Source organism: Pantoea anthophila (assembly GCF_026104315.1).
GTDB lineage: Bacteria > Pseudomonadota > Gammaproteobacteria > Enterobacterales > Enterobacteriaceae > Pantoea > Pantoea anthophila.
Window position 1 is genome coordinate 154,176 of record NZ_CP110471.1, and the last position, 14,380, is coordinate 168,555.

Here is a 14,380-nt window from a genome sequence, read left to right on the forward strand (position 1 = left end):
AGCTGGCCCGGGCAGTAATGCAGGATCAGTTTACGGGCTCAGCCCAGCCAAACCCTGATTTGCACTATCCGTTAACCACTTTGAATACGGATATTTCCTGTGCGAGCTGTGCTGCCTCGTCACGCAGAACCTGAGTGTTTTCTGCAGTCTGGTTGATGAGTGACAGGTTTTGCTGAATACCGCGCTCCATCTGTGTAACCGCCAGCGTCATTTCAGAAATGCCTTTGCTCTGCTCATCACCGGCGACCCGCATCTCCCCAACAACCTGTCTGACGCGATGTACGTCGTTGACCAGTTGTTTCAGTTGCTCACCAGCACCTTTCACCAGCTTGCTGCCAGCAATGACCGTGCTGTCGGAATCGGAAATGAGGAGTTTAATTTCCTGTGCTGCGTTTGCGCTACGCTGCGCCAGCGCACGGACTTCTGCTGCGACAACGGCAAATCCTTTTCCCTGCTCGCCGGCGCGCGCCGCTTCTACTGCCGCATTCAGCGCCAGTATATTGGTCTGGAAGGCAATGCTGTCAATCAGTCCCAGGATTTCAGCGACGCGTTGTGAGGAGTTCTGAATGGCTGCCATAGTGTGCACCATTTCCTCCATTGTTCCTGAACTGGTCTGCGCAATCTGCGAAGTTTTTTCCGCGACCGTATCAGCCAGCCGGGTGTTTTCAGCGTTCTGCTGTACTGTTGCGTTAAGTTGTTCCATCGCAGCAGCACTCTGCTCAAGCGCAGCGGCCTGCTCCGCAATCTTGTCTGAAAATGACTGATTGCTCTGAGCCAGCCCCGATGCATTAAGCGCTACCGTTTCGCTGCTGCCTTGAACACGCGTGATTACACCCGCAATCTTATCAACGAAAATGTTGAAGGCTCCGGCAATGTCGGCAAGTTCGTCGTGACCATTACGCTCAAGACGGCGCGTCAGATCGCCATCTCCTGTCGCAATCTCGTTCAGAGCATCATAGGTATGACGCAGGCGCTGACCAATACGCTGTGTAAACCACCAGGTGAGAATAAGCAGAATAATCATGGCAGGCACAAGGAATATGAAAATATCCCACATGATCGTGCGGGCCATGCCACTGACCACTTTCTCTGGCGTAACCAGACCTATGATCCAGCCAGTTCCCGGCATGCGGAACAGGGTAACCTGTGCGGATTGATTCAGGTGTGCATCATTAATACGGTCGACTCTGGCCAGGGTTGCATCAGGCCCGAGGCTTTTTAGTTTTGACACAACGGGCTGCAGCCAGCTCTCTTTCTGAGCAACAGTGGATAAGGTATTCAGCACTTTGGTATCCACGCCAGGGTAGTAGAGCAGCGTACCGGTCTTGTCTGCCGCAAGGGCATAACCCCCCGTCACATTACCCTGAGTTTTCACAAACTGTGCCAGGTTATCCAGCATCACATCCAGTGTAGCGACACCCGCGAAACGGTCACCGGCATAGTAGGGTACGCTGCAGGTCACCATTTTGACGCCTGAAACCTGATCCTGATAAACATCGGACCAGGTACAGCGATCGCGTGGTGCATTGCGTGCCTGTGTATACCAGCTTTCCTTGTGATAATCGCCGGTAGCAGGCTGATTATATCCGTCAGAGTAAGCGAGTTTGCCACTCTCTTCACGCGCCCAGAAGAAGCTGCGCAGTGCAGTGCCTGCAACAAACGCATCCGGCTCAGGCCAGATACCTCCACCGGCGATAGTATGATTACCATTACTGTCGATCATTTGCGGAAAACTGTTCTGCCACAGCGAAACATCGTGTGGCAGCACCTCTGCCAGACGCGCCATGCTGACTGCCTCTCCCTGAATGCCCGCCAGCTGCTGGTCCAGCCTGCTGACCAGGTTTCCACCGGCTTGCTCAATTAATTTATTGCTGGCTTCAATAATGCGTGGCTGGCCACGTAACAACAGTACAAGACAGACAATTGCGGTCGTCACGCCTAACAGCAGGACGCCACCCAATGTCATTTTTGTAGCAATACGTGCAGGAAACATATTTATCCTTATTTATCAGGAAATTATTTTCTTCATGTGACGAGCTTTCTGTGGAAAGCAACCTGGTGATATACCCCTTATTGATTATCGGCAGGCGCCTGCGGATGTTCAGAAAATGTCCAGTTTATTTAGCTGGTCAGAGGAGAACTGCCCGTTCCACGGTATTTGCCCTGTCTGCGTCTGGCACGAAAAAGCGCTGAGTGTGAGGACATCAATAACTTCCGGAGATCCAGTGGTGCTTCAGAAATGTCAGTCTCTGATGCAAATTAACGGGCAGGCAGGGTGTTATCAGACGCAGTCGGGCAATGAGGACAGAACGTACAGCAGTTGCTCGCAGGACAGCGTTTCACTGTTCTGGCCGTTACCGGATGAGTTCATTGAATGGTGCAGGGAGGGGGATTTGGCGCTGCGGGCTGTTCACGCGATTCGTAGATCTTTTTCTTTATCCGTTCACGCTTCAGCAACTGAAAAAAGCTTTCTGCAACTGCATTATCGTGGCAGTTACCGCGATGGCTCATGCTGACTTCAACTCCATGTGATTTCTGGAACGACCACCACTCATGGCTTGTGGACTGACTGTCCTGATCAGAGAACCAGCGCCTGTTTTTGGGGGGTATGCCGCCTTACAGCCATCAGCAATGCGTTCAGGACACTCTCCTTTTCCATCTGCGGTTGCATTGACCAGCCAGCAATCCACCTTCTGTCATCTGGTTCGGGATTGCGACGTCATAGAGCCGAGAAAGCTTTCTCTCTGACAGGTCTGCGCGAAATATTAGCCACCGATCATCCTCACGCTGAGCACCAAAATGCCGCTCAAAAACGTTATGGATCAACAGATGCAACCTCCGGGCATACTTAGGAGTCGCTGAATGGATGCTATACGTCTGGGCGGGTCAACGTAACAATCGTCGCGATATGAACGAACAACATCCGTTTCTCGCGCTTAACAGACCCCGGCCTGCGTATCAGTGCGCTTTGTGTCAGAATCGGACGTCACTAACAACGGTATACAAGTATTAATGAGGAGCAAATCAGTCACACTAAGGATATTTATTATTGAGTATTGAACAGAAATTGTTTGTACTGGATTTATAGTCTTTTGCGGGTGGGGTATAAGAATTGAGTTTTTTACTGATGCTTGAAATTTTCACAGCACAAGCAGCAACCCAACACCATACTATAAAAGCCATAAAAAAGACAAACAGAGATAGTAAAGCCTTTACGCTATAACTGTGTAAATAACCCCTATATATCTCAGTAACGCTAATCGATAGTAACCATACAAATACTAAAGATACTAACCACTTGTGGAATTTATGAGGGTATATGTTTCCATCAGCAATTGTGTACATCCCTTGGTAACGTAAGACTGCCCTGAGGGAGGGCATCAATGACTGCGTATGTTCTGAGTAAAAACATATGATTTTGTAAGATAAATCCCGGTCTCTGTGTAGTCCGAACGACTGTAGACGGAACTGCTGTTCCGCCTTAGCTAACGGATCGGACATTGGTACAGATGAGTTCCTAAGCCACTCGACTGCATTTATCTGCTCGGAAGATGAGCGTGAAAAAAAATCTCTGCGATGAAATTGAATATACTTTTTTGTAACAGCTCCGATGATGCTAAGAACTACTGCGGAAACCACCGGATTACTTAAAAGATCCTTTATTAGAGCTATCATAGATTTTCTCCTGCTTATCTATCTTCTGGAAGGGTATTATCTCATTTGTTACAAGCCAATTAGAACCTGTCTCCTCAAGAAAGTAAATTCTATAGCGACCGCGATCCCTATCAAAAGAACTCGGCCTTAAGAATGTCTATATCTTCGAGAGCAAATCAATTACCTGGGGTTTAACACACACCTTAATTTATTTATGTAGTAATACCATGCCCAAACTTCAGCTTTTCCGCCTGTAGCAGACACCGGCGTACACATATGAGCATTGCCGGCTGTAACGACTTATACTCATCACAGGAGTCATAAATGTGTATGCCTGTTGGATGCAGACAGGCAGCAATGCTGGTCAGAATGGAGCATTTTAATGGCCTTTCAGAATCCCGCTCAGAACTACACCGAAACGCGCCTTAACCTGGGCGATCTCGTTCATCTTTCCCCTTACTCAACCTATTTGATGCGCAGCGAAAGCGACTGCCCCGATGCCGGTATTGTGAAAGGATCTGTGCTGGCTATCGATCGTGCACTGACGCCTGTACACCGCCAGCTAATCGTTGCTGAGGTTGACGGGGAGCTGACGCTGAGACGACTGCTGCTCAATCCGGTTCCCGCCCTGCAGGCGCTGGACGAGGACGAAACGGTAACAGTGCTGGATGTGAACCAGACGCTGCCCGTCTGGGGTGTGGTTGCCTATGCGCTCACTGATGTGGCCGGGGTGGGATTCAACGGGCCGGCAGGAGAGTAGGGATGTTTGCGCTGGCCGATGCCAATAATTTTTACGCCTCCTGTGAAACGGTATTCCGACCCGACCTGCGCGGAAAACCCATTGTGGTTGTGTCGAATAATGATGGCTGCGTTATTGCCCGCTCGGCTGAAGCAAAGCGAATGGGCATAAAAATGGCGGCCCCGTTGTTTAAGAATGAGCGTTTCTTCAGGGAGAACGGGGTATACGTATTCAGCTCCAACTACGAGCTGTAGTAAGTTAAGTGGAATGCAACATTGAGTGAGTAAACTTTGAGCAGCGATATTGCTGTCAGAGGAGAACACGATGCTGATCCCACCGAATGAACAAAGCCTATTGCTGGCAGAGCGCTGGCTGAAACTGTTATCCGATCTCGGGCGGGCGCAGGGCACACTCACCGCCTACCGTAGCGCCCTTCATCATTACTTTTCGTTCTGCAGCGAGAACGGAATTGAACCTGAAAAAGCCCGGTTTGAAGACCTCGCCGCCTACATCCGCCCTCAGCTGCCTGGCATGCCTTACCCTGCGGCCAGTGCCACGCTCCAGCTGCGCCTGTCTGCTATCCGTCTCTGGTATGACTTTCTTGTTTATCAGGATATATGCAGTCTCAATCCGCTACCCCGCGCGGGTTTACCGGGTGCCATTTATACCGGGCGGGGGCTTGTCCCGCGTATCACCCGCTTACCTGTAATACCTGACAATGAACAATGGCTGAGATTTCTTAAACATGTTTCAGCTGCTTCCCTGCGGGACCGGCTGATGCTCGCACTGGCCTATTTTGGTGCACTCCGCCGTGCAGAGGTGACAGCCCTGACGCTTGAGGATATCGACCCTGCTCATCGCCTGATCCGTATCCGCCCGGAAACAACGAAAAGCCGGCGTGAAAGGGTTGTGTGCTATGGTCCGGACATTACGCCGGTACTGGCAAACCTTTTCCGGCAGCTGAAGCGGGCTGGCCGGACACAGGGGGCGTTGTTCCGTTCATTTTCTGATCGTAATTACGGCACTCCTCTTTCTGTGTGGAGCTGGAGTAAAACCGTGCGCAGATGGGCTCTGGATACGGGGCTTCCACAGATTACAACCCACACCTTTCGCCATCTTCGCCTGACCCATCTGGCTCGGGCCGGCTGGAAGCTGCATGAGCTGGCGACTTATGCTGGACACAGAGATCCGTGCACCACACAGATTTATATCCATCTGTCAGGGTCCGATCTGTCTGGCCGGATAACCGCAGCCGTAGCTGAAACCGACAGGAAAATCGCTGGCCTTATTTTTCAGGCGGGGGCTTACTGATGAGTGGAAAAAAAAACACAGTCACTTATATACCTTTCAAACGCACAGATTATCAGCTGAGCGATGCGCTGAGTCCTGAGGAAAAAGACGCGATACGTACAGGCTACCGGCGGTCTGCTGCGCTCGATCGGCCAGATTCCCTGCCATATTTGCTGCTGCCTCTGCAGGACATTGCCTCACGAAGCAGTATCAGTGTCAGACTTGCCAGAATTACCCTCCTTGCCGTTCTTGCAGAAACGCACCGGTCGGGTCAGCCCTGCTGGCAGTGGACGCAGGAAAGATGGTTAACGCTCTGTGAGCAACACTGTTCCGGCAGGCCCCTGCTTGCTGCTTTTGCCTTTCATCTCGGTCCGTTTTCTTCTCCGCTCAGCCTGCCAGTGCATGGCGCACCGTCGTTGTACGCCAGTGCTATATATGGCCGGAGTATTGTCAGTCATGAAATTAACCGGCTGACAGACGTTCTGATCTCAATGGGATATGCCGGGCAGAATCAGAAGCACAATATGTCCGGTATGCTGGGTGTACTGATGCTGATGAACAACGACCCGCGTCTTGAAACTTTTACGACAGACCTCCTGTGGCGGGGGCAGAACTGCCACGACCGGGGAATCGCAAGAGCTACGGGGAAAATATCCTGTGCGCTTGCTGCTATGGGAATTATAGAGAGCCCCCTGAGAATGCGTAACTATCAGGAATGGCATGAAAAGCCAACACAAGGTATCGCACCTGACTGGGCGCGGTGGTGCCGGATGTGGCGGGAAACGTCGGTACTCCGCCCCCGCTCCAGAGAAACTCAGTACAGTTTTATTCTCCGCTGTGGCCTGTGGCTTGCCCGGGAAAAGCCGGAAATATGCGAGCCCTCTGACTGGACAATGGAAACCTGCGCCAGCTTTATTGCAATGGTCGGCAGACTGAAAGTAGACGAGCTGTCACTGGATACAAAGAAAGGGGGCAGACAATCAAAACGCTCAGGAGAACCCCTGATGCCGCATTCCCGCAGCCGGTTTGTTTATGCCATTCGCCGTTTTATGCTTGATTATGAAAGCTGGGGATGGGGGCGATTAAAGTTCAGTCCGGCCCGCCATCTGTCCACGCCTGATACACCGCTGTTTCGTCAGGGCGTGAGCCCCCGCGTTATTGATGATCCGGTCTGGCTCAGACTGGTCTGGGCGAGTCTGAACCTGCGTCAGGAAGATTTGCTGAGCGAAATTCATTATCCCCTGTCTATGCTTCAGGCTATGGCGGTTATCTGGACGCATGCCGGGCTGCGACAGAACGAGCTGTTGCGCCTGACAATGAACTGCGTTACCCCACAGGTGGATGACATTCTGCAGGAAAACAGCAGCCCTGTCCCGGCCGGTACTCTGTGCTATCTCAGCGTACCAGCCGGCAAAACGTCTAAAGCTTTTGTTAAGCCAGTCTCGTCTGTTGTGAAAAAATATGTCGATATCTGGCTCAGTGAGCGTCCTCAGGAGCAGGCAGCATTTACGGATGAACGCACCGGTGAAAAAGTTCGTTATCTGTTTCAGAACCGGGGTAAACCGGTGGGAAGAAACATAATAAATCTCACTGTCATTCCGCTTCTCTGCGCCAGAGCGGGTATGTCTGTGGAAGATTCACGCGGTCCCATTACCAGCCACCGCGGCCGTGCTTCTGCCGTTACAGCACTGGCCAGTGTTGCCGGGGGGATGTCTTTACATGAGCTGATGCAGTGGTCCGGCCATTCATCCCCACAGTCAACCCTGCATTATATTCGTATACGTCCGACTCAGCTGGCCGCTTCGTTCGTCAAAGCCGACAGGGTCTCTCATATGATAAGCGTGCTGATTGACCACGATCCGGAAGCCGCCAGTCTGACCGGACCCGCGACGTACTATGATCTGGGTGACTCATACTGCACGAACCCTTTCTGGAGCAGCTGTCAGCACCGGATGGCCTGCATCGGCTGCGATTTTAACCTGCTTAAAGACAGCGCGCGCGGGCTGATAATGGAGAGTAAAGCATCCATCCGGCGTTACCTCGAAGAGGTTCCGCTCACTCCCGATGAGAGATCCATACTGGAGCAGGATGCTGAAAAGGTTGAGCGGGTTCTTACAAGACTGGATCCACAATCCTGACGGATCAGATGCTTACAATGTCCGGCCTGAGGGTGTCAGCGCAGAGTCAGTACAGACGACCGAACGTCGTATCTGATATAAATCTGATTATAGCGGGCGTGATGCCGTAACTGATGGAGCCGCAGATGAGAAAACAGAAGCGATGTATGGGGTATGTGGCTGTTGTGGTCGATGACTACGATCGTGCAATTGAGTATTACACCGATAAGCTGGGCTTTACCCTGATTGAGGACACGCCGCAGCCGGGTAAGCGCTGGGTCGTGGTGACGCCGGACCCTGACAGCGACTGTGCTATTCTTCTTGCCCGCGCGTCGAACGATCGGCAGGAAGGCTTTATCGGCAATCAGTGCGGCGGACGGGTTTTTCTGTTCCTGCAGACCGACAACTTCTGGCGCGACTACAATGCTATGAAGGCAAAAGGCGTCCACTTCTGTCAGGAGCCGCGGGAGGAAGAATACGGAATGGTTGTCGTGTTTGAGGACATCTATGGCAATCGCTGGGACCTTTACCAGAACAGACAGACCTGAAACTCTGTCACGACAGTGCCCCGGATTTACGAGAAGCATTACAGGCGTAAACCCTGTCGGGTCAGGCCCGCAGAGAGCGCTTCTGAACAATATACTGAACTGTCTGACCTCAGTGCAGCGGTCGCTGCACTGAGGTCTCGCCTGGATTAAAGGCCGTACGGTCCGGGTTAACCACACAGCGTCATGATATAAAATCCGGCCGCCGTCATGGCCAGCGAACCCAGCACGTGTATCAGCACCGAGGCGGCTGCCCAGGCATAGCTGCCTGACTGCAGCAGGGCAAAAACCTCAGCTGAAAATGTGGAGAAGGTCGTCATTCCTCCACACAGCCCGGTGGTAATGAGCAGCCGCCAGGCCGGATCGAGGCCGGGATGGCGCAGAAAATACGCCAGGGCCGCCCCGATGATAAATCCACCCAGCAGGTTGACCAGCAGCGTCCCCGGCGGCAGGTCCGGAAAAAGCGCATTCAGGCGCGCGCCCAGCTGCCAGCGGATAACACACCCTAAAGCACCGCCGGTGATGACGGCAAAAAGCTGATTCACGTTCACTCCTTTTTTTTAATATTCAGAACATCACGGGACACGACCTGGGCGGCCGCATCCATCTGATATACGACCGGCACGCCGGTCGGGATGTGCAGCTGTGCCACGCTGTCGTAAGGCATGCCGTCCAGGAAGGCGGTCAGGGCGCGCAGCGTGTTGCCGTGCGCCACAACCAGAACGGAACTTCCGCAGCGTAACTGCGGTACCACAGCATGCTGCCAGTACGGCATGACGCGGCGCAGCGTCATTTCCAGGCTTTCCGTTGCAGGCAGGTCGGCCAGCGCAACGCGGCGGTAGCGCAGATCCCGACGCAGCTGCGCCGGAGCCTCCGCGTCCGCGGGCGGAATGCCGCTGAAGCTTTTGCGCCAGAGCCGGACAGTCTCTTCCCCCATTATCCGGGCAGCGTCGTCCTTGTTCAGCCCCTGCAGCGCCCCGTAGTGGCGCTCATTCAGTCGCCAGCTCTTTTCCACGGGCGTCCAGCTGCGGTCAAGACGGTCCAGCACCCGCCAGACCGTGTGAACGCAGCGTGTCATCACCGAGGTGAAGACACGGTCGGGCATCAGGCCCGCTGCCCGCAACGCGTCACCGGCCCGGTCGGCCTCCTGCCGCCCCCTGACCGTCAGCGGCACGTCTGTCCATCCGGTAAAACGGTTTTCCCGGTTCCACTGGCTTTCGCCGTGACGCAAAAGGATCAGCGTTGCAGAGGCCACAGGCATTCCTTCTGTGCCGGACGGGGACCGTCCGGCGGATGTGCTACGTGCGGCGCACAAACGCATGAAGCCCCGCGTAGTGCGCATCGTCACCCAGCGCCTGCTCAATGCGCATCAGCTGGTTGTACTTTTCCACGCGTTCGCCGCGGCACGGCGCGCCGGTTTTCAGGTGTCCCGCGCGCAGGGCCACCGTCAGGTCGGCAAGGAACGTGTCCGTGGTTTCCCCGCTGCGGTGGGACATGAACGCGCCCCAGCCGTGCCGCTGGCAGAGCGCCACGGCGTCCAGCGTTTCGCTGAGCGAGCCTATCTGATTGAGTTTAATCAGTGCGGCGCTGGCGAGGTTTTCGTCAATGCCGCGCTGGATATACTTCACGTTGGTGACAAACAGGTCGTCACCAACCAGTTCGGCCCTGCCCGCAAGCTGCCGGTGCAAATGCTTCCAGCCCGCCCAGTCGTCCTCGGCCAGGCCGTCTTCCAGCAGGATGACGGGAAACTGGTCCATCAGCTCGCCGTAGTATGCCGTCATTTCCGCCGCGCTCAGCGCGCTGCCCTCGGTGCGCAGATGATATTTGCCGTCTGCGAAAAACTCACTTGAGGCAGGGTCCATGCAGATGCTGATGTCTTCTCCGGGCCGGTATCCGGCTTTCTCAATGGCCTGTACGATAAACGCCAGCGGGTCGCGGTTTGACGACACGGCGGGCGCAAAACCGCCTTCGTCGCCCACTGCCGCCGACAGGTTGTTGTCCAGCAGGATCTGGCGCAGCGCCTGGTAGACCTCGCTGCCCTGACGTACGGCCTCGCGCAGCGTGGGTGCGCCGTGCGGGGCTATCATGAACTCCTGAAAGTCCGCGCCCTGACCGCGGGCGTGCACGCCGCCGTTGATAATGTTCATGCACGGCACGGGCAGCAGGTTCGCCTGCAGGCCACCCAGGTAGCGCCACAGCGGCTCGTGGGAGGCCTGTGCCGCCAGCCGGGCCACCGCCAGCGACACGCCCAGAATGGCATTGGCACCCAGGCGACTCTTGTTCTCCGTGCCGTCCAGCGCCAGCATGATGTTGTCCAGCTGACGCTGTTCGCGCACGTCGCTGCCGCGCACGGCCTGGCAGATTTCCGTATTAACCGCCCTGACGGCATCCAGCACGCCTTTACCGCCAAAACGGTGTGCGTCACCGTCGCGGCGCTCTGCGGCCTCGCGCGAGCCGGTACTGGCCCCGGAAGGCACCGAGGCGCGCGCCATCATCCCGTCCGTAGTCCGGGCTTCAACTTCAACGGTGGGGTTGCCGCGCGAGTCAAGAATTTCACGGGCGGTTACGTTATCCAGTGTAAAGCGCATGGTGTTTCTCCCGGTTCAGTCAGTCAGGTGAGTGATAAGCACATCCACCGTAAGGTGGTTGATGTAGTCCGCCGAGCGGGAGGTGAGCATTCCCATAAAGCGGTTTCGGTGCCCGGCAAGCACGAGGTCCACGCCCAGCTCCGCGATGCACTTCTCCACGTCCTCAACGCGGCGCATGGTCACCAGCTCCCGCGTGTCTACCGTCTCAGGCACGGAGGCCGCCAGCTCACTCATAAACGCTTTGCCTTTCAGCACCTCCTCCGACACGACGTCGTCCATCAGGCTGTCAGACACGTAGTTCATCTCCCGGTAGTCGTCGCTGATGTGCGCCAGGGTGATTTTCATGCCGAGCGGCTGCGCCAGCGCGACCGCCCGTTTCAGCAGAAGAGTGCCGTCGTTTTTATCGTTCACAAGTATCAGTGCGTGGGTGTAGCAGGTCATAATGAACCTCCGTTCTGGTTAAGGCGGGACTCAAGCCACGGCAGAAGCTGCTTTTTGCGGCTGAGCATGCCCGGTACGGAGCAGGAGGCGACGTTAACGCTCTCCCGCCCGGCGAAGTAAAGCGTTGAGAACCCGGTACGAATGTCGGTCAGCATCAGCACCGCCAGGCCAGCTCCCGACTGGTCTGCCAGATACGCCAGTGCTGCGAGCAGGTCGTTCATCACGGGGGCAACCTGTGACGGTGAGCTGACCTCAATCTGGGCTATGCGCACGTCGGTGCCGGCAATGACGAAGGCCTTGAGGTCCCTGTCCAGCAGCTGCTGTGCGCTGAGGCCGCTGACGTCTGTTTTTGCGGTGAGGAGGTCACGGGCGAAGGCTCTGCGGTTTACGCCAGACAGTGCGCCCAGTTCGGTCGCCGAACGGATATCGTCTTCGGTGGTGGTCGGCGAGCGAAGATTCACGGTATCACTCAGGAGTGCGCCCAGCAGAAGCACGGCGAGCGTCGGGGGCAGCATGCGGCGCGCTTCTGCGTCCATCAGCAGCCAGAGCAGCGTGGCGCTGCTGCCAACCGGGCGAATATGTACCTCCGGCGGCAGTTGCGTTATCAGCCCGCCCAGCCGGTGGTGGTCAGTGATGCCCACGACGTTGCTCCGGAGCAGGTCGTCAGGCCCCTGTGCCGGTTCGGTGAAATCGACCAGCCAGACCCGTTCATCCTTTAGCGGAAAAGCGAGCAGCGGCGGCAGCGTGAGGCCGGCGGCGTCAAAGATAAAGCGGGTTTCCCGGTTAGCCTCGCCGAGACGCCATGCGCGGGCATCCATTCCGCGCCCGGTCAGCCAGTGTGCGGTGACGACGGTCGTGCAGATGGCGTCGCTGTCAGGATTAATGTGGCCAAAAACGTGTATCACAGGTCTCTCCCCATAGAGGGAAGTACGCAGGCCGGGAGGAAAGTAAGGACGGCCTGACGCACCTCCTGAAAATCAAGAGTCACATCAGGCGTCATCAGCTCCTGAACGGAGCGGTTGGGAAGGGTGGAACGCCATCACCCTGTACTGTGAGTATAGAGCCGGTTGCAAAACCTGTCAGTATTATTCCGGCGGCGCTCTCAGCCCGCCAGCGCAGTGCGTGCCTCGCGGAGCACCTGGCGGATGTTTTCCGGCACTGCCGGGCTTGTGCAAAGCGACAGCGGGCTGGGGTGAGGCATAGTCAGCACCGTGACGCCGGGGCGAAGGCAGCTGACCGTCCCGCGGGCCTGCGCCGCTACGGCACCGGCCAGCACCACCACGCGCAGCGCGGGCAGATACGCCAGCACGCCCTCAAGCCAGGCGCAGCCGCTGCGGATGTCCGCCGCTGAGGGCCGTTTCTGCGGCCCGTCACTGACCCAGGGCACCGTATTCCACAGCACGCTGTCCCGGCGCGCAATACCGGCCTCCGCCAGAAACCGCCCCAGATTCTGCTGGGCCGGCCCCGGGTTATCTCGCGAAACGAACCGGGGTGACGGGCTGCTGCGCGCCGGCGACTGCAGCAGGACAAGCAGTCCGGCCCCGGTCCCGCCGTCGGCCGGATCAAACCACGGCAGTTCCACGCCGGCCTGACGCTGCCCGCTGACCCAGCGATTCAGCGCGGCTACGTGCGGCGCGGTAATCGCCGCGAGGCGCTCCTCGCGCAGAAAGGGGTCCAGCAGCGACGTGCAGGTTTCACTCACGACTTCCGGTCCAGGCCTGCCAGGCAGGGGGAAACAAAGAGTTTCCCGCTCCATGCCCCGCGCACCGTCTTCACAGCGACAAGCAGCCACATGGCGGCCAGCATGACGACAAGAAGCGCGCCGAAGCCTTTAAAGAACGCCAGGTCAACGAGGGTGGACAGCTTCAGCGTGGCGACGGTGTACACGCCCAGCGGGAAGGTAAAGCCCCACCATCCCAGGTTGAACGGAATGCCTTCACGAAAGTATCGCACGGTTATCAGCGTGGCCAGCAGCATCCACCACAGGCCGCAGCCCCAGAAGAGAATGCCGGCAACGAACCCCACGCCCTGCGCGATGTGAGCGATTTCCGGCATGCCCGCCGCGGCAAACACCCCGGGCGCATCGCCGCCGATGACCAGCATACCGAGCGAACCGGTGCCAATCGGCCCCAGGGCCAGCCAGCTTGAGGCTGCCATGCTTTCGTGCGGCAGCTTGTGCAGGGCCATACGCAGCAGCAGGATGGCAAGGATGCTCAGCGCCACCGGTACGGAGTAAGCCCACAGCACGTAGCTGGTAATAATGATGCCGAGCTGCGCGTGGGTGTCGGCAATGTGCGGCGCCAGCAGGCCGCCGCTGACCGCTGCGACCTCGGCAGCCACAACCGGCAGTAACCAGACGGCCGTCATCTGGTCAATGCTGTGCTGCTGCCGGGTAAACATCATGTAAGGAATACACACGCCGCACAGCAGCGACATCGCCACGTCCAGCCACCACAGGGCGTGCGCCACCGGAATGACGTCTGCGCCCCACCGGGGAAGACCGAACGCCAGCAGGCCGTTGATGATGGTCGCCATGCCCATCGGGATGGTGCCGAAGAACATGGACACGGTTGAATGGCCGAAGATGCGCTTTGCCTCACCGAAGTACATGACCCAGCGGGCCAGATACATCACGGCAAAAACGCTGAACAGCAGGATGTTAAACATCCACAGCCCTTCCGCGACGAGGCGCAATCCCGGAACCGGCCAGGGGAACTGCGCCAGAGACAGCGACAGGATACCGGTTCCCATGGTGGCGGCGAACCAGTTTGGCGTGAACTGACGTATGGCCTCTTTCGGGCTGCTCAGCGCGCTCAGCGGGCGTGCTCCGTTATGCAGGGTAAATATTTTATCGTTCATGCCGGGATCTCCTGTGTAAACAGAAACAGTATAGGCATGCAGACGTAAATCTTTAAAACAGGTTATTCAGCTAAAATAAATCTGTAAAAGTGGTTTATCCTCCCTCACCCTGCGAAAGACTGTTACTGCACCGGAGTGAGGGAGGGA

13 protein-coding genes, 2 pseudogenes and 1 riboswitch are annotated in these 14,380 nt (G+C 56.5%); of the genes and pseudogenes, 5 read left to right on the forward strand and 10 right to left on the reverse strand.

Going from position 1 to position 14,380, the window contains the following annotated elements:
- Positions 1-64: 64 nt before the first annotated feature.
- The 3 genes and pseudogenes from OJ965_RS00750 to OJ965_RS21310 all read right to left on the reverse strand — a co-directional run bounded on the left by OJ965_RS00750 (position 65) and on the right by OJ965_RS21310 (position 2,835).
- The gene (locus OJ965_RS00750) at positions 65-1,993 is read right to left on the reverse strand and encodes a methyl-accepting chemotaxis protein (protein WP_111207291.1); all 1,929 of its coding nucleotides are present in this window, start codon (positions 1,991-1,993) and stop codon (positions 65-67) included.
- A 416-nt stretch (positions 1,994-2,409) separates the two neighbouring features.
- A pseudogene (locus tag OJ965_RS00755) lies at positions 2,410-2,692 on the reverse strand (DDE-type integrase/transposase/recombinase); the annotation flags it as partial.
- Positions 2,638-2,835, reverse strand: coding sequence for a DUF7661 family protein (locus OJ965_RS21310; RefSeq protein WP_419720119.1), 198 nt, complete (start codon positions 2,833-2,835; stop codon positions 2,638-2,640). The gene OJ965_RS21310 and the pseudogene OJ965_RS00755, both read right to left, overlap by 55 nt.
- A gap of 1,201 nt (positions 2,836-4,036) precedes the next feature.
- Here OJ965_RS21310 and OJ965_RS00760 point away from each other — a divergent pair.
- From OJ965_RS00760 to OJ965_RS00780, 5 genes and pseudogenes are all read left to right on the forward strand, one after another.
- On the forward strand, positions 4,037-4,414 hold the full coding sequence (locus OJ965_RS00760) for a peptidase (RefSeq protein ID WP_009092864.1): 378 nt from the start codon (positions 4,037-4,039) through the stop codon (positions 4,412-4,414).
- A 2-nt stretch (positions 4,415-4,416) separates the two neighbouring features.
- Positions 4,417-4,644: pseudogene (locus OJ965_RS00765) on the forward strand (Y-family DNA polymerase); the annotation flags it as partial.
- A 73-nt stretch (positions 4,645-4,717) separates the two neighbouring features.
- Positions 4,718-5,704, forward strand: a complete 987-nt coding sequence (locus OJ965_RS00770; RefSeq protein ID WP_265135462.1) for a tyrosine-type recombinase/integrase — start codon at positions 4,718-4,720, stop codon at positions 5,702-5,704.
- A complete protein-coding gene (locus OJ965_RS00775; protein ID WP_110412210.1) occupies positions 5,704-7,821 on the forward strand; it encodes a tyrosine-type recombinase/integrase in 2,118 nt (705 codons plus the stop codon). The genes OJ965_RS00770 and OJ965_RS00775 overlap by 1 nt, the downstream gene beginning before the upstream one ends.
- A 125-nt stretch (positions 7,822-7,946) precedes the next feature.
- Positions 7,947-8,348, forward strand: a complete 402-nt coding sequence (locus OJ965_RS00780) for a VOC family protein (protein ID WP_085016764.1) — start codon at positions 7,947-7,949, stop codon at positions 8,346-8,348.
- Between the two features lie 167 nt (positions 8,349-8,515).
- Here OJ965_RS00780 and crcB read toward each other — a convergent pair whose 3' ends face one another.
- The 7 genes from crcB to OJ965_RS00815 all read right to left on the reverse strand — a co-directional run bounded on the left by crcB (position 8,516) and on the right by OJ965_RS00815 (position 14,233).
- A complete protein-coding gene (gene crcB / locus OJ965_RS00785; RefSeq protein WP_010260804.1) occupies positions 8,516-8,890 on the reverse strand; it encodes a fluoride efflux transporter CrcB in 375 nt (124 codons plus the stop codon).
- Between the two features lie 2 nt (positions 8,891-8,892).
- Positions 8,893-9,600, reverse strand: coding sequence for a 2,3-bisphosphoglycerate-dependent phosphoglycerate mutase (locus tag OJ965_RS00790; protein ID WP_085016765.1), 708 nt, complete (start codon positions 9,598-9,600; stop codon positions 8,893-8,895).
- Positions 9,601-9,643: 43 nt separating this feature from the next.
- Positions 9,644-10,933, reverse strand: coding sequence for a phosphopyruvate hydratase (eno, locus tag OJ965_RS00795; RefSeq protein ID WP_085016766.1), 1,290 nt, complete (start codon positions 10,931-10,933; stop codon positions 9,644-9,646).
- A gap of 15 nt (positions 10,934-10,948) precedes the next feature.
- Positions 10,949-11,374, reverse strand: a complete 426-nt coding sequence (locus tag OJ965_RS00800) for a universal stress protein (RefSeq protein WP_085016767.1) — start codon at positions 11,372-11,374, stop codon at positions 10,949-10,951.
- Positions 11,371-12,279 (reverse strand): DHHA2 domain-containing protein, encoded by a 909-nt coding sequence (locus tag OJ965_RS00805; RefSeq protein ID WP_085016768.1) that lies wholly within the window; start codon positions 12,277-12,279, stop codon positions 11,371-11,373. Before OJ965_RS00805 ends, OJ965_RS00800 begins: the two co-directional genes overlap by 4 nt.
- A 78-nt stretch (positions 12,280-12,357) precedes the next feature.
- A riboswitch (Fluoride riboswitch) is annotated at positions 12,358-12,427 on the reverse strand.
- A 49-nt stretch (positions 12,428-12,476) separates the two neighbouring features.
- The gene (locus OJ965_RS00810; protein WP_085016769.1) at positions 12,477-13,076 is read right to left on the reverse strand and encodes a uracil-DNA glycosylase family protein; all 600 of its coding nucleotides are present in this window, start codon (positions 13,074-13,076) and stop codon (positions 12,477-12,479) included.
- Positions 13,073-14,233, reverse strand: a complete 1,161-nt coding sequence (locus tag OJ965_RS00815) for a TDT family transporter (protein WP_085016770.1) — start codon at positions 14,231-14,233, stop codon at positions 13,073-13,075. The genes OJ965_RS00810 and OJ965_RS00815 overlap by 4 nt, the downstream gene beginning before the upstream one ends.
- Positions 14,234-14,380: the final 147 nt, after the last annotated feature.